Raw genomic sequence first — 18,751 nt, 5'->3', positions numbered from 1 at the left:
AAGAAGAAAAAAGAAAGGTCGTTGTTAGAAAAGGGGGCTACGATAACGTATCGCTGTTTGCAGTGTAATGTTGAAGAAGAGATCCCGGAAGAGGTGGTCCAGTATTTTGATCTGGTTGATCCAGGGGACCCGACTATGCCACCCAGATTTGCCTGTGAAAAATGTGGGGGAGAAATGCACCCTAAAGAGCCGTGGCAAAACAGTTTAGAAGACATTTTCTAGAAGAGGAAGAACCGCCCGAAGGGCGGTTTTTTTATTTGGAAATTAAGGAAACAAAGGAAGCTCTAGTTCATTTTTGCAACCTCACTGCATAGAATAAAGGAAAAGGTCTTGCCAGCAACCTCAAAGGCATTTAAGATATGCCAACAACTTGATTCCGCTTATCGACACAACTTTTTGTTTTTAGCGGCAGGAAATTGAATCTTGTACCGCGAACTATACCCAGCAATTCAGTCGGGCAGGTAACAGCAAATGTAAAAGGAGGGGTAATATGGAATGGTCTACCCTCGGCCGCCCGCGTAATCCCTTTCGTGGTGGCACCCATCCCCGTAATTCCCGCCTCATTTTGCTGTCCCTGTGCCTGTTACTCGTGGTCGTAGCGGGAAGCCTGGTGTTTGCCGGGTATGCCTGGGCGAAAAAAAATATTACCTTGGTGGTAGACGGAAAGGAAATTGCTCTCGAAACCCGGGTTAATACAGTAGGGGATCTTTTGAAGACACGAGGTATCCAGTTAGATCCCCGGGACCGGGTGGAACCGGATCTTGCCGCGCCGGTTACCGAAGGAATGCGGGTGGTAGTTAAACGGGCTGTACCGGTTACGGTAACTGCCGACGGAAAGACTTTAAAACTGCTCACTGCAGCATCCACTGTCCGGGAAGCGCTTCAAGAGACAAAAATTCTACCGGGCAAGGAAGATATAGTTGCGCCCGGCCCCGAAGAGGAAGTTCGTTCGGGGATGGCTATTCGCGTGATCAGGGTGCGCCAGGTGCCCAAGGAGATAGTGGTTTCCGTTCCTTATTCGATCCGCCGGGAAGCGGACCCCAACCTGTTGCGCGGGCAGGTAAAGGTAGTTCAGGCCGGCCGGCAGGGAAAGGAAAAGCAGCGCTGGGTGCTGGTCTACCATGACGGCCGGGAGGTTAAAAGAGTCATGGAAGCCAGCCAGGTGGTTACACCCCCCGTGGACCGGGTTGTCCGGGTGGGCACGCTGCAGCAGGTTTCCCGGGGTGGCCGGGACATCCGGTTCAACCGGGTGATTGATGTGGTGGCTACAGCCTATACTTATTCGGGTAACAACACCGCCTCCGGAGTACCCCCGCATCATGGCGTGGTGGCAGTGGATCCCCGGGTAATTCCCCTGGGTACCCGCCTTTATGTGGAGGGCTATGGGTACGCCACGGCTCTTGATGTTGGTTCCAGCATCCGGGGGAACCGGATTGACCTTTTCATGGAAAGTGCAGCCGAGGCCAGGCGTTGGGGTGTCCGCCGGGTAAACGTTTACGTCCTGGAATAATGTGTGTAGCCCGGATAATTGTTCAACGGGTAAGAGAGCTGATGTGAATGTTAAAACCTCGTTAAAAAAGGGGGGGAACCCCTTTTTTAATTTATTACGGAAATTAAATAGGGTATAATATGAATATGTTAATAACTGGTGAGTGAGGGTTTACGTGTGTCCGAGCAGGTTTCTCCCGGCAAGGTAAGGGCGATTTTAGAAAAGCATAACATTCATTTGCGCAAATCACTGGGGCAAAACTTTTTAATGGATGGAAATATGGTGCGTAAGATCGTGACCGCCAGCCGGCTTTTACCAGGGGACGTAGTGGTGGAAATTGGCCCGGGTGCCGGCACCCTCACGGCGGCCCTGGCCGGCACCTGTGCCCGTGTGCTGGCCGTGGAACTGGATAAAAGGTTGTTACCCGTGCTGGAAGAGGTTCTGGGCGGGCTGCAAAATGTCACTGTGGTGTTTAATGACGCCCTGAAAGTAGATTTCGACCGGCTGGTGGCGGAAGTCACGGGAGCAACAACTTACAAAGTGGTGGCCAATCTTCCCTATTACATCACCACGCCTCTAATCATGCACCTCTTACGCCAATCCGGTGTTGCCGGAATGGTGCTCATGATCCAGCAGGAGGTTGCTGAAAGGCTTGTAGCCGGGCCTGGGAGCAAAGATTATGGAGCGTTTACTGTTGCGGTGCAATATTACTGCCGCCCGGAGATTCTGTTTCGTGTTCCCCGGACGGTTTTTTTTCCGCAGCCTGAAGTGGATTCGGCGGTGGTGCGGCTGACCAAACGGCAAGAAAGGGAAGTGACGGTTGATGATGAGGATCTTTTTTTCACCCTGGTGCGCGGGGCCTTTGGCCAGCGGCGCAAAACGCTGGCCAACGCCCTGGCCGGGGCCAAAATTTTTCCGGGCTGGACCCGGACGACCTGGGAGGAAGTTTTAGAACGGGCCGGTATTGATCCCCGTTGCCGGGGCGAGACCCTGGGCCTGAAAGAATTTGCCGTCCTGGTTCGGGCCTGCCGGCAACGCCTGATGGAATGCTGAATTAAGAGGCTGTGGGGAGGTAGCCATGTACTTTACCAGTCCTACTAAAGGAAGGTTGACCTTTGAACAAATGATGGCCGATATCATGGGTTATATTACTGGCCTGCCCAGTTCGGCTTACAAGATTATTATTGGCTCCGATTCCCAGGTGAAACAGGAAACCTGTTTCATCACGGCTGTTATTGTCCACCGGTTGGGCAAGGGTGCCCGCTATTACTACCGCAAAAAACTCCAGCGCAAGATAAAAAGCTTACGTCAGAAAATCTTTTACGAAACCGCCCTGAGTCTGGAATTGGGCGGCTTAATTGCCAGGCATCTTGCCGAGTGCGGCCTGGATGATTTGCAGGTGGAAATCCACATCGACGTGGGTACCCAGGGGGAAACCAGAGACCTGATCCGGGAAGTGGTGGGCATGGTTACGGGCAGCGGCTTCCAGGCCAAGATTAAACCCGAAGCCTACGGTGCTTTCAGCGTGGCCGACAAACATACAAAATAGGTGCCCTTTCTGGTTGGTCCGGTACATTTTTAGACAAATTTCTTAAAAATTTTAAACGAAAAATGGAAAATTAACCCTTGATAGTAAGGATAATTATTATTATAATATAGGCAAGGTAATTATCAGCAGGGTTTTTCAAAATAATTGACGAAGGAGGCGAAAGATTAATGAAATGGCGTTGTGGTGTTTGTGGTTACATCCATGACGGGGATCAACCTCCGGAAAAATGTCCGAAATGTGGTGCCCCGCGGGAAAAGTTCGCCCAATTGACTGAAGAAGAAGCCGGGCTTATCGATCGCTCCCGCTACACCAACAATCTCCACGCCAAACTGATTGCCCTCATGCAAAAGGTGGAAGCTCTGGCCGATGAAGGTATCAAGGATAATCTGGATCCCGGCTGCCTCACCGTATTCCAGGCGGCCAAAAAACAGGCCCACATTTTGGCCCAGATGGCCAAAGCCGAAATCCAGACCCACATTTCCAAGGGCAAATGGGGTTAAAATTTAATTCTCATTGAGTTATTAAATTAGTTTTAAAAAAGAAATAGGGGAGGATGATGATTGTATGAAACCTCTTGCCGGTTCCCGTACGGAAGCCAATTTAAAGGCTGCTTTTGCGGGGGAATCCCAGGCCCGCAACAAGTATACATATTTTGCTTCCGAGGCCAAAAAGGCCGGCTACGAGCAGATCGCTGCCATTTTCCAGGAAACGGCCGATAATGAAAAGGAACACGCCAAGCGCATCCTGAAATTCCTGGGAGGCATTGGCGATACGGCGGCCAACCTGGAAGCTGCCGCTCAAGGGGAGAACTATGAATGGACCACCATGTACAAAGAATTTGCTGCCGTGGCCAGAGAAGAGGGCTTTACCGAGATTGCGGCCTTTTTTGAAGGCGTGGCCCGGGTGGAAGAGGAGCATGAAAGGCGTTTCCGGGCCCTGTTGCAGAATTTGAGGGAAGGAAAAGTATTCAAGAAAGAAGGGTCGGTACGCTGGAAGTGCCGCAATTGCGGACACATCCACGAGGGTGCCGAGGCGCCGAAAGTATGCCCCGTATGTAACCATCCCCAGGCCTTTTTCGAGCTGCTTTGTGAGAATTATTAAATTGAAAAGGTGCGGCGTCGGCAAGGATATGTTTTGAAAAAGAGGCGTAAATACCAGGAATGGTGGCCTTTCGGGGCAGTTATCACCCGGAAGGCCACTTTTTTTTTGAGAACGCCAGTGACTTCGTGGCCAAAGGTCCTTCATTTTGATTATGTCAACCTTCCGGCAAACCGAAAGCTTCCAGCAAATCAAACTTTCTCTCAGTGTGATAGCCCAGGTAGGTTACTCCGTTGAGGCTGCGTTCCCGGGGTAGGCCGCAGGCCAGATTGATAGCCTCGAGGCAATCGCCGATGATGGTTTCGGCAATGCGCCGGGCATGCACGGGGCTGCGGAAGGGGGAACCCAGGTGCCGGTGGGCAATGGTGGCTTTCACCCTGACTTTCAGGCCCTGTTTGGCGGCCAGAGCCAGAGCTACCGGAGGTACGGCCAGCTCCCGTAAGGGTATCTGGTCGAGGAACTTGCGGGAAACGGCGTGGGGGCCGTGGGAGGGGGAGGCCGGCCCTATTAATTGGGCCAAGCCCAGTTCCCGGTTTAAGGCCAGGCGTATTTCCAGCAGGTAGCTAGCCAGGTCGGAAAGCCGGGCTAGTTCTTCGGCGGGGTAACAGTTGGTTAAGGCCAGGTCCGCCTCTTTGGTGGTGACCGCCCTGGCTAGTTCCCGCAGCACGTCAATGATGTCCCCGTCCATATCCCCGTCCACAAAGAGGACGGCCCGGGCGCCCAGCTTTTTGGCCTGGATTGCTCCCACCGCCCGGGGTATGTCGATGCCCAGGGCATCGTCAAAAACCAGCGCCTTTACCAGACGGGAGGGGAAGTCCCGGATAATTTGTTCCGAGCCGTCATTACAACCGTTTAGTACGGGGACCACCAGGTCCACGGGTACGGCCAGCAAGTTCTTTAAAACCTTTTCCAAACGCAGGGCTTCGTTTTTCACCGGAACCACAGCTACCAGCATGGTAATCTCCTTTCTTCACCCGACTGATTCTTAATTTATGAAACCACACTGGCGTTCGTTACCAGATATCCTCACCTCTTCCAGAGGTTTCAACATAAAATGGGGATAAAAAGGTGAGGAGGAGGCCGCCGTGGAAGGAATCAAGGTCGGGGACATAGTGGGGCGGATTTCATACAGTTGCGATATCTTTTTTAAAGTGGTGGAGTTAACCATAGGAAAAGACGGTAAAAAAAGTGCCCGTTTAAAGGGGCTGGATAAGCGCCTTTGTGCCACTGCGCCTCTAGAGGACCTGCGCAAGTTTGAACCGGCCGAGGTTGCCGCCTTCTGGCATTCGTTTATGACCAAAAATCACGAACACATGAAACGCATTTTTAAGCGCCGGGAACAGGACCGGCAGCGTTTAGTCCGGAGCAACGACGTGGTTTCCCATTTAGGCACTTTTGATGTTCCGGGTTCGGTGTTGCATATAGATGGCGACGGTGACTACTTGGATCTTTGTCTCACTACTTACCGTCAGCTGGGCATACCGGCTTCCGGCTACCACATCGATGAGGAGAAACAGCCCGAGGCGGTTACCGATCTGCTGCAAAAACACCGCCCCGATATACTGGTGCTTACCGGTCACGATGGTATTGAAAAGGATACTCAAAATTTTTCTGATTTGAACGGTTACCACAACTCCCGTTATTTTGTGGAGGCGGTAAAAAAAGCACGCTTGTATGAAAAAAGCCGGGATGATCTGGTTATTTTTGCAGGGGCCTGCCAGTCCCACTATGAAGCCATACTGGAGGCGGGTGCTAACTTTGCCAGTTCACCCCACCGGGTACTCATTCATACTTTTGATCCGGTGTTTGTGGTCGAAAAAATTGCTTATACCTCAATATATGATCAGATTTCTTTGAAAGACATTATCGCCGGGACCATTACCGGATTCCCAGGAATCGGCGGTGTGGAAACCAGGGGGAAATACCGCCTGGGATTACCCAAATCCCCTTATTAACAGGTTCCGTCACCCCTTCCAGTCCTTCTGCATATGATGCACAAGGACCTTGAGGAGGGGTTTTTTTATGAAAAAGTATTTTCGCGTCCTGAAAGAATCCCGGGAAAAACTCTTGGAGTTGCCCAATGTAACCGGGGTAGGAGTTGGCCTTAAACAGGTGTCCGGCGAAACCACCAATCGCCCCGCCCTCATTATCTTTGTAAAGAAAAAGGTGCCGTCCGACGGCCTGATCCGCGCGCAACAGGTGCCGGCTTACATTGACGGATTGCCTACCGATGTCATAGAAATCGGCGAGGTCAGGCTGCTTTCCCTGCGTACGGGGAAAGGGCGGCCGGCGCGGCCGGGAATGAGCATCGGCCACTACAAGATCAGCGCCGGTACCTTTGGTGCGGTGGTGAAGGACAGGGTCACCAAGGAGCTGCTGATTTTGAGCAACAACCACATCCTGGCCAATGCCACCGACGGGAAGGATGGGCGAGCAGCCATCGGTGATCCCATTCTGCAACCCGGTCCCTATGACGGCGGTCAGGCCAGGGACCGCATTGGCACGCTGTTGCGCTTTTCGCCCCTGTTGCGCAGCATCCAGGAGACCGAATGTCCGGTGGCTGAAGCTTTGGTCAGGGCGGGCAACCTGCTGGTCCGCCTGGTCAGGCCCCATTACCAGTTGAAAATGTTCCAGCATTACCGGGGCGGCAATATTATCGATGCTGCCGTGGCCCGTCCGGACAGCCCCGGCTTAATTAACGATGAGATTTTAGAAGTTGGGAAGGTGGAAGGTGTGGCCCGGGTGGCCCCAGGTCAGGGGGTGATCAAAAGCGGTCGTACCACCGGCATTTCCGAGGGTACCGTTACCGCCGTTGGGGTAACTCTGGAAGTGGAGATAGGCAATGACGAAAAAGGCTGGTTTACCGACCAGGTGGTCACCGATATGAGTTCCCGGCCCGGGGATAGCGGTTCCTTAGTGCTGGATCGCGAAAAGCGGGCCGTGGGGCTTTTATTTGCCGGTTCCGATAAATACACGGTTTTTAACCGCATTGAACAGGTGCTCTCCCGGCTGGAGGTGGAGTTTTAGAGTTTATTGCCTTGAGCAAAGGTCGCAGCCAGAGGTGAAGCGGTGGTGATTGATCATTTCCTACCGGATGGTGCGGAGGTCGCCCTGGTAATGCTGGGGGGAAAAATTCCGGCCATTGGACCATTAATTGATACCCGTCAGGAAGCATTGAGCCTGGCCCGCAGTTATATGAAAAAAATTCATGACCTGACTGACCGCTCCCGGTCATTTCAAATAGTAACCGCACGCCAGACCGACGGCCGCTACACCCTGTTCTTGCAAGGCGAAGGGGTGGTCATGAAAGTATTATCTGATATAGATGAATTGTTGCTCTGGCGTTTTCGCAAAGCCTTTCGGCGGGGGTTGTTCATCTTGACGGTCTTTTTTAAGGGGGAAGCGGGGATGGAATGCCTGGCCGTTACAGAGGGGCTGGGAGCGGTTATTTTTACCCCCAGATAGAAATTACAAAATTACCCATTATGCACATAAGATGAATAATTAGCCAATAAAGGGTGAGACCTGGATTTACTGCTAATTTTATGGCACATTGCGTCGAAATAGCGCTTTTGCCGTAATGTGGCGATTTTTGATAAATTAGATAAAAACGCCTGGGACAACCGGGGCGTAAAAAAGAAAAGGAGTGTGGTCATGAACAAAAGCTTGAAGTCACTTGTTGGTGTGGTTATAGTTGCGTTGCTTGTGCTCGGGCTGTTTCTTTCACCGGCTTTGGCCGCCGTACACGGTGGTTCTAACTACTTAGACGGCGGCAAGGTGCAAAAAGTTCCCGCTTATGGCAGCCAAATTCAACCAGCAGCGACAACCCCCACGCCGGAAGAGAGCCGTATGCTGGCCCTGGTTAATCAGGAGAGGAGCAAAAAAGGCCTGCCGCCTATTCAAACCGATTCCCGGCTGGTTGAACTGGCCCGGCAAAGGGCTGGCGAGATGGTGGACAAGGGTTTTGGCGGATTGCCCGGCTCACTGCCCCAGCTGTTGAAAGCGAAAGGGATCAGTTATACTTACGCCGCCCAAACCCTGGTTCTGGCCCAATCGGTGGACAGCGCCTACCGGACTTTGATTAAGTCTGCGGGTTACCAGAAGGACGTACTGGGTACCAAATATGACCGGATAGGAGTGGGCGTAGCCCGGCAGGGCTCCAGGCTGTACATAGTGCAGCTCCTGGTGGGAGGACAGGGCGAGTCGTCCCGGCAGCAGCCCGGGTCTCAACCTGCGCCCAACCCGCCGGAAACCCAACTTCAGCCTGATCCGGCACCGCAACCCGAGCCCATAAACGGCCTTACGGTGGACGAGCAGCAGATGCTCCAGCTGGTCAACCAGGAGCGGGTGCGTTACGGACTGGCTCCGTTGAAGGTAGACATGGAGCTGGTGAAGGTGGCCCGGCTCAAAGCGAAGGATATGGTGGAAAAAGACTACTTCAGCCACACCTCGCCCACCTACGGCAGTCCCTTCGAAATGATGAGCCGTTTTGGCATCACCTATCGCTATGCCGGCGAGAACCTGGCGGGTGCACCCACAGTGGAGATGGCCCATGAAAATTTGATGAATTCCCCCGACCACCGGGCCAACATCTTAAACGCCAATTTTAAGGAGATCGGTATCGGAGTGGTTCCCAGTCCCCGCTACGGCAAGATTTTTGTGCAGATGTTCATTGGTTAACCGGTTCTACTTGAAAATCTCCCGTTTCCATAAAACGGGAGATTTTTTCTTTTTCTGGGGGATTGCCAAAATTCCGCACATTAATTGACACGGCTCATATATATATTATAGACACTCTTTGAAAGGAGGAGTATGCCCCATGGTTGGAACCGCCGCACCGGCCACGGAACGGTTGCGGGTCAACCAGGTGGTTAGCGAAGACACGCAACAGGTCGTGGTTCGCGGAAAAATCACCGTACCCGACCCAAAACCCGACGTGCAAAAAATCCTTTCCACAGATAAATCGGCAAGGATTAAAAAAGTTGAACTGGTTCCGGACAAGGCAATTGTGGAGGGGACCCTGACCCTGCAAGTTGTTTACGTGGCCTTTGAACCCTCCCAATCGGTACACCACATGCACCAGCAGCTCTCCTTCACCGCTTTTGTGGAACTTCCCGGGGCCAGGCCGGGCATGGATGTCACGGCCAGGGTTTCGGTGGAAGATGTGAGCATCACCCGCAGCTCCAGCGACCCCCGGCAGTTTGATGTGACTGCTATCCTCAGTGTTTTTGTCAAAGTGACGGAGATGCAGGATGTGGACGTGGTCACCATCTGTCCCTCCGGGGCTACCTGCGAGATGGAGACCATTAAGGTGGCCAATGTGGTAGGCAGCGGGACCAGGCAAGTTATCGTCAGCGAGGAGTTTAACGTACCAGACGAAAAGCCGCCGGTAGAAAAAATCCTGGAAGTTGATGCCACTGCCGAAATTACCGACAAGAAGATCATTAAAAATAAGGTCATCATTGACGGTACGGTGACTGTCCAGGTGTTGTACGTTGCCGCCGAGCCCGACCAGCCCGTCCACCAGCTCCACCGGACCTTCCGCTTCAGCGATTTTGTGGAAATAACCGGGGCCAAACCGGATATGGATGTGCGGGTGGATGTCAAGGTGGAAAGTGCCGATGTGGATATCCTGGACGGCGACCGGCTGCGGGCCGACGTGGTTCTGATGCTAACGGCCTTTGTTACCGAGCTCAGGCAGGTCGACGTCATTACGAAGATCACCGGCATCGAGGCCACCATGACCAAGCTCAAGATTGATCATGTGGTGGGAGAGGATAGCACCCAGGTGGTGCTCCGGGATACCTTTGAGACTCCGGACCCCAAGCCCGATGTGGAAAAAATCATCGATGTTACCGTCCAGGAAGTTAAGGTTACCGAAACAAAGATTATTAATGATAAAGTAATCGTCCGCGGCTTTGTGGAAGTGCACGTGGTTTACGTGGCTAAAAAACCGGACCAGGCCGTTCATGCCCTGGAACGGCGGCTAAATTTCCGCACCTTTGTGGAGATCAAGGGTGCCCGGGAAGGCATGGACGTGGATGTCCGCCCGGTGGTGGAGTTTGTTTCTGCCGACGCCGAGGGACCGAACGTTACCCTGGAAGTGGTACTCAAGGTAACGGTCAAGGTGACCGAGTCGCTGCAGCGGGATGTGGTTGTCTCCGTGGCTCCCGTACCTCCCGTGATCTGCCCGCCGGGGCAAACCATCGATTATGTAGTACAGCCTGGGGATACCTTCTGGAAAATTGCGCAGCAGTTTGGAACCACTGTGGAGGCAATCAAAACAGCCAACCCCACTAAAGATCCGCATAACCTCCAGCCCGGTGATGTAATCAAGGTTCCCTGTCCTCCTGCCAAGGGTTAATTTAACCAGCCATGTTTTATTTGAAGATAAGGAGGTAAGCCTGATGCCCATCGAGTATGTCTATACCGAGCCGGAAGAGGTAATGTGCCTCAAGATCAAGGTACCGGTGGTACTGGCCGAGGAAGAGGTGCAGGTGCTGGTGGATAGTACCGTCACCCTGCCCGAGCTGGCCAAAAAGGTGGATCATATTGATGCCAAGGTGGAGGACCTGGAGGCCGAGCCGGTGTTCATCCACGAGAGCATCGGCCACTGGTTCCCCAAAATCAATCACGAGTGGAAACACCATTTCAAACACATTGTCGGACATGTAGCCGTGGTCAAGAAAATTATTGTTAGCGGGGTGCTGCACAAGCAGATCTTTTACGTTAACAACCGGGACGAAGTAAAACATTTTGCCGAAAACGTTCCTTTCACCAAGATGATTGACCTCAAAGAGCCCCAGGCGGTGCTCCGGGAAGATGATGTCATGGTACAGTTCCCCAAACCCAAGTTTGATATTACCTGGGAGCTGGTCCGGGCCAGCCGCCTGCACCAGGTCGGCGTAATTATCGTGCGGGTTAAGGTGGTGGAAGAGCGGCAGATCTTCGTGCAACTTTGTCCGTCTCCCGAACTCTGCCCTCCCGGCAACCTGCTGGAAGACCCGGGATTTGAACAGTGGGCGGGCAACGTGCCCATCTTCTGGGGCGCCACGGCCAACGTCGCTCCCACTACTGTCGCTCGTACCGGCAGTTTTGCTGCCGAACTGGGAGTCACGGACCCCGCAAGCACCGCGGCCATTTTCCAGACCATGCGCCGGGCCGTTGCTCCTGCCAGGGCTTACAAGCTGACCTTCTGGGCCCGGGAAAATGTTGCTCCCGTATCGCCGGTCAGCGCCTTTAACCTGGTGGCGGAGGTGCGCTTCTTTGACCGCAACGGGGTGCAGATTGACGGCGCCGTCCAGAGCATTGGCAGCGTGAACATTCCTGATAACAACTACCAGCAGTTTACCCTGAACATACCTGTTTCCCCGGCCGGTGCCCGTACCGCCCTGGTTCGCTTCACCTTTAACCCGGCTACTGGAAACACCAACACGGTTAAGCTCGATGATGTAAGCTTTGAGTGTATTGGAGGTTTCCCGACGTAAATATATAATCAAATCACGATAGATCTAAAATAAGTGAAACAAGGTAAAGAATGGGCACTATTTGCATTTTCCACAAATAGAGCTGTTCACCACAGCTTTTCTTTTTGTGTATTTCTAGGAGGGGGAAAATGGTGTTTTTTAACACGCCCAAACTGACCCAGCAATTGCAGGAGTTACAGGAAGAAGCCCGGCGGATTGTGGTTACAAAGGAGGCACCCCAGGGGGTATTGCGCCTGGCAGTGAACGGGCTGCAGCAGGTGCTGGAGGTAAGTTTCGGCCCCACTGCTCCGGCTTTAATGGACCGGGGGGAACTGGCGGCGGTGGTCCGGGATACCTTTAACGAGGCCCTGTCCGAAGCTCGCAGGCAGTTAAGGGACGAAGTGGTTAAAATGACGGGATTAAACATACCGCACCTGCCGGGACTGTTTTAGGGAGGAGGTCAAATGGGGGAAAAAGGGCAACATCAGGGTCTGGAGGCAACCCTTTTTCAGTTGCTGGAACTAAAAGGGCAGTCAACAGATCCCCTCATTTTACTTAGCCTGGTGAACCTGATGGGGCTGATCAATCTCATGGGACACCGCTTCGGGGTCCAGGGCGAGGAACCCAAAATACAGACCGGCGGAAAGGGTGCTGGCGGACCTTCCCGGACCGGGAGCCGGGAAACACCTCCCCAACTGGCCAATTTACTTGGGAGCCTGTTAGGTCCAATAAGCCCCCCCCGTTCCCCGTCAACATCTTCCACGGAAGGAAATGTTCTCGCGCCAAATGAGAGCCCCCCCGCTTCTCCGGGGGGAAAGCCGGCTAAAGATTAAACTAAAAATAAAATAGGGGTTCCTGGTGGGAACCCCCTAAGTCTTATTAGGGGTTTTGGTTTTCCGGTAATTTGACGTCTGGAAACTGCACTTCATCCGGGGGCGCCGGTTCCGGGCCTACCGGGATGTCGGCGGGCAAAAGAGTGGCGGGCTGGCTTGAGCTCGCTCCTTCAGCCAGTTGAATCATGCTTACGTGTAAGGCTTCCAATCCCGTGCGCATGGTTTTAAGGGCATTCCGGGTGGCTTCAAGAAAAGAGGCCAGCTGGCTTAAACGGTCTTCCATGTCCGATCTGGTGGATAACATGAGCAATAAGGGGATCGAAAGCGGGTGAAACTGTCCACCGTAAAATTCCGGCATTAAAAAACCTCCTTTCCCTGTTTATACCAATTCTATGTTTATTGCTTAAAGTTTGATATCGTTTTCCAAATTATTCCCGGCCCACCTGATTTGAAGCGTTTACCAGACTTGCGTGGAAGGTTTCCATTCCACTGCGGAATATCTGCATTGATTGCTGGGTGGCATGGAGCAGCGAAGTCAGCTGGGCTAATTGTTGTTCCACGTTTGGCCTGGTGGAAAGTATCAAAAGGATAAGAATTAGGAACAGGGTGAAAGGGTTATTGGGCTGGAGCGCCTGGTCTGCCACCTTCTATTCCTCCTTTCGCAATGCTTTTTTAAGTTATACTACGTCGTAAAAGCTTATCCGGTGACAGCAACTTTTCTGCGGGGAGTGAATATACCTGTAAAGGAAGGGGGATTAATGTATGGCCGAAGAAAAGGCAAAGGGAAACCACCTGGAACATGTACTTTTTTCTTTGCTGGATTATCAATCAAAACAGGGAGCATCCCATGACGATACCATGCTGATGCTTGGGCTTTTGAACCTGCTGGGTATCGTCAGCTTGATGAATAAACAAATGGGCAGTGCGGTTGTTCCTCAGGCTTTACCGGCGAGTCCCAATCCCATGCTCAACACCTTATTGCAGATGATGGGAGGTATGCCGGGGGGACCGCCGGCCGGCCTGCCGCCCGGTCAACCGCCCACTAAGGAGCAGAATACCCCGCCTTTACCGTTAAACCCGGCCCTGTTGATGGCGCTAATGAACCAGCAGCCGGGGCAGGGGCCAGACCCCGCCTTGTTGCTCACCCTTTTAAGCAGCATGATGGGCGGTCAGGGGGCGCCACCCGGGCGGCCGCCGGCAGTTCCCTCATCCATGGAAGCAAAGAAACCCCTTTCTCCCCCTGTTTCTCCTCCTGCCGTAAGTGGCGATGCAAAACAGAAAGTGGTGAAATGGGGTGCACAGCTGGAAAAAGAAAAACGGGCCTGATCCAGATGATGCGGCCGGCTCCTCATGGAGCGGGCCGCACATATTTTTTGCCCCGGGGAAGAACATTAACAACATAGAAAAAGTGGGGGGTATGACTGGTTGAGCGTTAGATTACTGGCCTTGGCTATTGCCGCCCTCTCCGGGGTGACCATGGCCGTGCAGGGGTCTTTAAATGCGGCCCTGGGCAAGGTGATCGGCCTGCTGGAAACCACCTTTGTGGTTCACCTGGTGGGTTTAGCTCTGGTAGCAGTGCTTTTGTTTGGCTTTCGCCTTGGTGACGGCCGGCTGGCCGACTACGCCCAGGCGCCGTGGTATTATTACCTGGGTGGTATCCTTGGGGTTGTGATCGTTTATCTGGTAATGCGCAGCATTCCCAGGGTGGGAGTGGCTCCGGCCACCACGGCGATTATTATTGGGCAGGTGCTCACCGCCAGCTTAATTGATCACCTGGGCCTGTTCGGCCTGGAAAAGCTTCCCTTTACCTGGCACCGTGTGGTGGGCACCCTGCTCATGGCCGGGGGAGCGTGGCTGCTGCTAAAAAAATAGGTTCAGGAAGAACACCAGGACAATTCCCCCAAAAAGTCCCAGATAGGCCATGGGCGGGTGCAGGCGCAGGCATTCGGGCAGCAGTTTTGCTTTAACGATGTAGGCCATAGCCCCCGCGGCCATGGCTAGGAGAGGAGATAGAAAGAGCGGGGATGTGTGGGTGAGCAAAAGGCCCAACCAGCAACCCAGGGGGGTAACCAAACTGACCAGCCCGTTTAAAAACAATACCACCAGCGGGGAAAGGCCCCCGGCCGCCAGGGGAGCCGCTGTGGCCATCCCTTCGGGGATGTTGTGCAGGGCTATGGCCAGGGCGAGAAGGGGGCCCAGGTGGCCTGGTTCTACAAATCCGGCAGCAATGGCCAGTCCTTCCGGTAAATCGTGCAAGGCGATCCCGGCAGCAATGAGGTACCCCATTTTCAGGTAGGTATAGTTCCAATTGCCCACCGGGCTTTCGCTGCTTAGAAACAGATCCAGGGCGACCATCAACAAAATTCCGGCGGTAAATCCCAAAAGGCCCTGGGTTGCGCTGCCATGGCGCAGCGACGCGGGAATTAAATCCAGGAGCACCACGGCGAGCATTACCCCTGCCGCCAGGCCGGAAAAAAGAGAAAAGGACCGCCGCCCCGGGCGGCCCCAGATAAGCACCAGCATGGCCCCCAGACAGGTGCTCAAGCCGGCAAAAAGGGCCATAAGCAGTACCGAGGTCAAGATATTCACCTGCCAGAACCCGGTTTTTCATGTCTTACGGAAAACAGGCGGCAACCTGCCTGGCCAACCTGTCTATTAATCGAAGGATGGACACCGTCCGGATTTATCCATTGCTAAATTATATTAATTCTGGCAGGTTAATAATACCTTGGGAAATAAATGGGCGTTACCGGCCCGGTATGACGATCACCTGCCCCGGATAAATTTCATTGGGGTTGGCCGGGCTGTTCAATTCAATGAGGGTGGAAAGGGGTACCCCAAACCGGCGGGCAATCTGCCACAGGGTGTCCCCCGGCTGGATTACGTATGTTTCCCCGGGGTCGCTCTGGGCAACGTTTGTCCCCGTTACAATGCGTACAGGGGTGCCGATCTGCACCTGGGGGAAGAGTTCCTCAATGTGGTGGTTGTACATGCGGATACAGCCGTTGGAAACGGCCTTGCCAATGGAGCCGGGGTTATTTGTCCCGTGAATGCCGTAATTACCGCCGGGAATATCCAGCCCCATCCAGCGGGTACCCAGTACTCCCCCGGGGTTGATCATTTTGTTTATCACGTGGTAGTCCCCGGTGGGTGTGGGAGTTTCCGGCTTGCCCACGGCCACCGGGTAGGTGCGCACCAGGGTATCGCCCTGGAAATGATGCAGCCGCCTGAGGGCCGTTTCCACCAGCAGGTGGGTACCGGCGGTGATTCCTTTGCCTGACATATTTGTCGCCCCTCCTCGTAATCCCGGAATTTGCACCTCCACATCATGATATGAAGGGGCGATGGATTTTGATTTAACCACATTCTCATCCAAAAATCTATAAAATTGCAACTCCCGGCAGTCTAATTTGTTCTTGTCGTTATAATTTCTTCGCGTCCGGCATATACTGGGTTGTACAGAATGTACATTATCTGATATGCTGGAGGCGGAAGGTGAGATGGGTATGCTAGCCGAAGTCCAATTTACCGCAGCACGCAAATCTCTAACCGAAATATTTGATAACGTCTGGCACCGTTTTTTACCCGCGCTGATCAAGCGCCGGCAGGCAGAAGAGGTGTTGCTGGTTCGCCGGGATCTGCAGGAGGACATCTTGCGTGCGTACAGGTTTAAACCCGAAATTCTGCCTGAAGAAGATGGTTCCGTGACTCTGGCTCTGGATGAACTGGGAATAGCAGTCAACGCCGCGACTCTCGAAGAAGCAGTCGAGGAGCTTGTTCGGGAAATAAAGATATACGCGGAAGACTATATGAAGCGTCCTGAACTATTTTTAAACGCTCCTAACCGAAAGGCCCATTTTCCTTACATTTTGCGGGTATGGTTGTGCAAGAACGAGCAGGATATCAAGTCTCTTTTGGAGTTATGAGTTGTCATGCCTCCGACGTTTGGCCAGCTAAAAAGATATTGCGAAAAGAACGGCTGGTATATGATAAGGAATACCGACTACTGGTACTATGAAAAAGTTCTGACAACGGGCGAAGTTCTGCGTACCAGGGTCAGTCATGCGACGGCAAAGGAAATTTCCGCTAACTTGTGGAGAAAGATTCTTAAATACCAGTTAAAAATAACCGAAGAGGAATTCTGGAAGTCTTTATAGAGCTGTCCGGGGGAACCGGGCCTTTTATTTTTCGAAAAACGCCGGAAATCAACGAATCCCTGATATAACTGAATTTTTAGCAATAAAGCCCGGGTAGCTTTGGTCAGGAGAGGTTCAATTTCTTCTCCGTCCTGTATACCCAGGCAATGATCTCGGCTACCACCCGGTACAACTCTGGCGGTATTTCCCGGCCGGCACCCAGGCCGGTGAGGGTCAGGGCCAGTTCTTCATGGCAGTATACGGGTACGTTGTTTTCCCGGGCCAGCTTTTCAATTATTTCGGCTAATTGCCCGCGACCGGCGGCCACCACCCGGGGAGCGGCATCCTTTTCCGGGTCGTAGGCCAGGGCTGCGGCGGCCTTAGGTTTATCCTGGGACATGGCGGCAGCTCCTTTCGCTTTTACACCAGCGCGTTTACGGGCCGGTAGGGCGGCGGTTCGTGGGGGCGCAGCAGTTCGCAGATACAGGAGATCTTTCGTGCGGTGACCTGAATATCATCAATGGAATACCCCAGGGCGGCCAGCCTGTCCCTTAGCTCCCCGGCGGCCTTTTTAAAAAGGGAGACGAAGTTTTCTTTGGCTACGGCCACCCTGGCCGTAAGTCCCGCCTTGCCCCGGGTCAGGTAAACCCAGGTTTCCCCCAGAACCGGGGTTTCCACTCGCACCACCAGGGCCAGGGGGAGGTCCTGCTCACCTTTCTTACCGGCCCGGCTGTCCACCATATACAGCTCGCCGTATATTCCCTTCCCGCGAAATGTGAAAAAGCTCACCATTTCCTGGTCCGGGAAAAGGGGTGCCGCCTGGTTCAACACCTCCTGCCCCCGGGGAGTGGCTTCTTTGCTTCCCAGGAGGTAGTCCAGGGCCTGTTTCACCTTGCCCGGGTCAGAGCGTAAATCCAGGGTTTCCAGCCACACCCGGGCGGCCCAGAAGGCCGCCCGCTCCCGGGGAGGTAGATCCCTGGCGGCGGAGAAAAGCATCTCCACCAGGGAGCGGCCCAGGGGCAGTTGCCACTTGACCATTTCCTGCAGCAGCTTTGTGGTTTCCGGGCCGGCGGGCATGCCCAGGACTTTGGCCATGGTTGTCAGTGCCGCGTTTTCGTCCGGTGTGCCGGTAAGGTGCTGCAGGTGCAGGGTCTCGGGGGTAACCTCACGCACCAGGGCCCAGAACGTAGCCGGCGGGGAGGGTATCTCCCCCGTAGCCGTAAAGGTCTGGCCGCCTATGCGCACCGTGGCGAGACCGTTTTCCACCCCCAGGACCTCCACCTGCACCATTTGCCCCGGCTGCAGGGAAGTTACTGTTTGCAGTTCAACAGCGGGGTTCAGGAAAATGCCCGAAATCTGCATAGGAACAGCTCCAGAAAGACTCATCCCAAAAGATTCGTTCCAACCGCAAGTATGGATTGGTGGCATCACGAAATAAACCGCTTTTCATCAATGCGCGGGCTGCTGTTTAGTCTTTCATCAGCCGGCTGGATGCGATATTACATCAATTATACCATTTCCTGTTTAGTATGAACAATGGCGAGGGGTGCCCATCATCTGCTGGCCGGCAATGAAAAACCGTTTTATTTCCAGCGATTGTTTACAAAATGTCTGAAAATTGATATAGTCCACAATTCTAACACCTTCTTGACAGTCTTTATCAAATTGGATATACTTTACTTACTATGAAAGCCAAAGAAGTAATGGAATTATTACGTATCAGCCGGAGCACCCTCAACAGGTTGCGGTGGGAAAATAAAATCAAAGTAAACAAACTACCCAACGGCTACTACGACTACGACGAAAAATCCGTTTATGAATACCTGCTAAAGACCACCGGCAAGCCTGTCAAGAGGAAAACCGTGCTCTACGCCAGGGTGTCCACAAATAAGCAAAAGAGAGATTTAGAAAATCAGCTAGAATTGTTGAAACAGTTCTGCCTCAACAACGGTTGGACAATTGATGGGATTTACAAAGACATTGCTTCCGCTTTAGATTTTGACAACCGGAAAGATTTTAACGAATTACTTAAAGAGATCCTCAACTACCGGATTGAAAAGGTCATCATCACTTACAAAGACAGGTTGACCAGGACCGGCTTCAATTTCTTCGAGAAGCTGTTCAGATCTTACGGCACGGAAATAATCGTCATCAACAACTACACCAACGAAAAATCCGAT

At 53.1% G+C, this 18,751-nt stretch carries 25 protein-coding genes; 18 read left to right on the top strand and 7 right to left on the bottom strand.

All coding sequences use genetic code 11. The annotated features are described in order from the left end of the window. The 6 genes from BUA65_RS18665 to rbr all read left to right on the top strand — a co-directional run. Positions 1-222: hypothetical protein (locus tag BUA65_RS18665; RefSeq protein ID WP_242656368.1), on the top strand; the 222-nt coding region annotated here is incomplete at its 5' end. Between the two features lie 268 nt (positions 223-490). After that, entirely contained in the window at positions 491-1,510 is a 1,020-nt protein-coding gene (locus tag BUA65_RS16015) for a resuscitation-promoting factor (RefSeq protein ID WP_084062608.1), read from the top strand. Between the two features lie 156 nt (positions 1,511-1,666). Continuing rightward, on the top strand, positions 1,667-2,542 hold the full coding sequence (rsmA, locus tag BUA65_RS16010) for a 16S rRNA (adenine(1518)-N(6)/adenine(1519)-N(6))-dimethyltransferase RsmA (RefSeq protein WP_072871163.1): 876 nt from the start codon (positions 1,667-1,669) through the stop codon (positions 2,540-2,542). 25 nt (positions 2,543-2,567) lie between these two features. Beyond that, on the top strand, positions 2,568-3,038 hold the full coding sequence (locus tag BUA65_RS16005; RefSeq protein ID WP_072871162.1) for a ribonuclease H-like YkuK family protein: 471 nt from the start codon (positions 2,568-2,570) through the stop codon (positions 3,036-3,038). A gap of 140 nt (positions 3,039-3,178) precedes the next feature. Next, the gene (locus BUA65_RS16000; RefSeq protein ID WP_439328951.1) at positions 3,179-3,538 is read left to right on the top strand and encodes a DUF7130 family rubredoxin-like protein; all 360 of its coding nucleotides are present in this window, start codon (positions 3,179-3,181) and stop codon (positions 3,536-3,538) included. Between the two features lie 64 nt (positions 3,539-3,602). Beyond that, a complete protein-coding gene (gene rbr / locus BUA65_RS15995; protein WP_072871158.1) occupies positions 3,603-4,139 on the top strand; it encodes a rubrerythrin in 537 nt (178 codons plus the stop codon). A 154-nt stretch (positions 4,140-4,293) separates the two neighbouring features. On the opposite strand, the gene BUA65_RS15990 is transcribed toward rbr, so the two are convergent. After that, positions 4,294-5,091 carry a hypothetical protein gene (locus BUA65_RS15990; protein ID WP_072871157.1) on the bottom strand — a complete coding sequence of 266 codons (798 nt, stop codon included), beginning with the start codon at positions 5,089-5,091 and terminating at the stop codon, positions 4,294-4,296. A gap of 130 nt (positions 5,092-5,221) precedes the next feature. Between BUA65_RS15990 and yabG the strand changes: the two genes are divergently transcribed. The 8 genes from yabG to BUA65_RS15950 all read left to right on the top strand — a co-directional run bounded on the left by yabG (position 5,222) and on the right by BUA65_RS15950 (position 12,435). Continuing rightward, positions 5,222-6,091 (top strand): sporulation peptidase YabG, encoded by an 870-nt coding sequence (gene yabG, locus BUA65_RS15985; RefSeq protein ID WP_072871155.1) that lies wholly within the window; start codon positions 5,222-5,224, stop codon positions 6,089-6,091. Positions 6,092-6,158: 67 nt separating this feature from the next. Next, positions 6,159-7,163 (top strand): chymotrypsin family serine protease, encoded by a 1,005-nt coding sequence (locus BUA65_RS15980; protein ID WP_072871153.1) that lies wholly within the window; start codon positions 6,159-6,161, stop codon positions 7,161-7,163. 42 nt (positions 7,164-7,205) lie between these two features. After that, positions 7,206-7,601: a hypothetical protein gene (locus tag BUA65_RS15975; RefSeq protein WP_131821540.1), complete on the top strand. Its 396-nt coding sequence runs from the start codon at positions 7,206-7,208 to the stop codon at positions 7,599-7,601. Positions 7,602-7,790: 189 nt separating this feature from the next. Further along, entirely contained in the window at positions 7,791-8,816 is a 1,026-nt protein-coding gene (locus BUA65_RS15970) for a CAP domain-containing protein (RefSeq protein ID WP_072871150.1), read from the top strand. 139 nt (positions 8,817-8,955) lie between these two features. After that, positions 8,956-10,500, top strand: a complete 1,545-nt coding sequence (locus BUA65_RS15965) for a DUF3794 and LysM peptidoglycan-binding domain-containing protein (RefSeq protein ID WP_072871148.1) — start codon at positions 8,956-8,958, stop codon at positions 10,498-10,500. Between the two features lie 43 nt (positions 10,501-10,543). Further along, positions 10,544-11,623, top strand: coding sequence for an SPOCS domain-containing protein (locus tag BUA65_RS15960; RefSeq protein ID WP_072871146.1), 1,080 nt, complete (start codon positions 10,544-10,546; stop codon positions 11,621-11,623). Between the two features lie 128 nt (positions 11,624-11,751). Continuing rightward, the gene (locus BUA65_RS15955) at positions 11,752-12,054 is read left to right on the top strand and encodes a YbaB/EbfC family nucleoid-associated protein (protein WP_072871144.1); all 303 of its coding nucleotides are present in this window, start codon (positions 11,752-11,754) and stop codon (positions 12,052-12,054) included. A gap of 12 nt (positions 12,055-12,066) precedes the next feature. After that, positions 12,067-12,435: a hypothetical protein gene (locus tag BUA65_RS15950; RefSeq protein WP_072871143.1), complete on the top strand. Its 369-nt coding sequence runs from the start codon at positions 12,067-12,069 to the stop codon at positions 12,433-12,435. A 46-nt stretch (positions 12,436-12,481) separates the two neighbouring features. On the opposite strand, the gene BUA65_RS15945 is transcribed toward BUA65_RS15950, so the two are convergent. Both BUA65_RS15945 and BUA65_RS15940 read right to left on the bottom strand, forming a co-directional pair. Then, positions 12,482-12,793: a hypothetical protein gene (locus tag BUA65_RS15945; protein ID WP_072871141.1), complete on the bottom strand. Its 312-nt coding sequence runs from the start codon at positions 12,791-12,793 to the stop codon at positions 12,482-12,484. A 70-nt stretch (positions 12,794-12,863) separates the two neighbouring features. Further along, the gene (locus BUA65_RS15940; RefSeq protein WP_072871139.1) at positions 12,864-13,079 is read right to left on the bottom strand and encodes a hypothetical protein; all 216 of its coding nucleotides are present in this window, start codon (positions 13,077-13,079) and stop codon (positions 12,864-12,866) included. 118 nt (positions 13,080-13,197) lie between these two features. On the opposite strand from BUA65_RS15940, the gene BUA65_RS15935 reads away from it, so the two are divergent. Beyond that, positions 13,198-13,761, top strand: a complete 564-nt coding sequence (locus tag BUA65_RS15935; protein ID WP_072871138.1) for a hypothetical protein — start codon at positions 13,198-13,200, stop codon at positions 13,759-13,761. A gap of 99 nt (positions 13,762-13,860) precedes the next feature. After that, complete coding sequence (locus tag BUA65_RS15930; RefSeq protein ID WP_072871136.1) at positions 13,861-14,307, top strand: DMT family transporter; 447 nt, start codon at positions 13,861-13,863, stop codon at positions 14,305-14,307. Here BUA65_RS15930 and BUA65_RS15925 read toward each other — a convergent pair. Beyond that, positions 14,296-15,024, bottom strand: a complete 729-nt coding sequence (locus BUA65_RS15925) for a ZIP family metal transporter (RefSeq protein ID WP_084062605.1) — start codon at positions 15,022-15,024, stop codon at positions 14,296-14,298. The two genes, BUA65_RS15930 and BUA65_RS15925, sit on opposite strands and share 12 nt — an antisense overlap. 157 nt (positions 15,025-15,181) lie before the next feature. Continuing rightward, positions 15,182-15,718, bottom strand: coding sequence for a L,D-transpeptidase family protein (locus BUA65_RS15920; protein WP_072871135.1), 537 nt, complete (start codon positions 15,716-15,718; stop codon positions 15,182-15,184). Between the two features lie 223 nt (positions 15,719-15,941). Here BUA65_RS15920 and BUA65_RS15915 point away from each other — a divergent pair, with 223 nt between their 5' ends. Further along, entirely contained in the window at positions 15,942-16,361 is a 420-nt protein-coding gene (locus tag BUA65_RS15915) for a RelB antitoxin-like protein (protein WP_072871165.1), read from the top strand. Positions 16,362-16,695: 334 nt separating this feature from the next. On the opposite strand, the gene BUA65_RS15905 is transcribed toward BUA65_RS15915, so the two are convergent. Both BUA65_RS15905 and fliK read right to left on the bottom strand, forming a co-directional pair. Beyond that, positions 16,696-16,971, bottom strand: coding sequence for an EscU/YscU/HrcU family type III secretion system export apparatus switch protein (locus BUA65_RS15905; RefSeq protein ID WP_072871132.1), 276 nt, complete (start codon positions 16,969-16,971; stop codon positions 16,696-16,698). Positions 16,972-16,991: 20 nt separating this feature from the next. Continuing rightward, a complete protein-coding gene (gene fliK, locus BUA65_RS15900; protein WP_072871130.1) occupies positions 16,992-17,933 on the bottom strand; it encodes a flagellar hook-length control protein FliK in 942 nt (313 codons plus the stop codon). A gap of 323 nt (positions 17,934-18,256) precedes the next feature. On the opposite strand from fliK, the gene BUA65_RS15895 reads away from it, so the two are divergent. After that, on the top strand, positions 18,257-18,751 hold a 495-nt coding region (locus BUA65_RS15895; protein WP_072869459.1), incomplete at its 3' end, for an IS607 family transposase.

This window comes from Desulfofundulus thermosubterraneus DSM 16057 (assembly GCF_900142025.1).
Classification (GTDB): Bacteria; Bacillota; Desulfotomaculia; order Desulfotomaculales; family Desulfovirgulaceae; genus Desulfofundulus; species Desulfofundulus thermosubterraneus.
The sequence above is the reverse complement of the archived record's forward strand: the minus strand, read 5'-3'. Positions and strand labels throughout refer to the sequence as shown.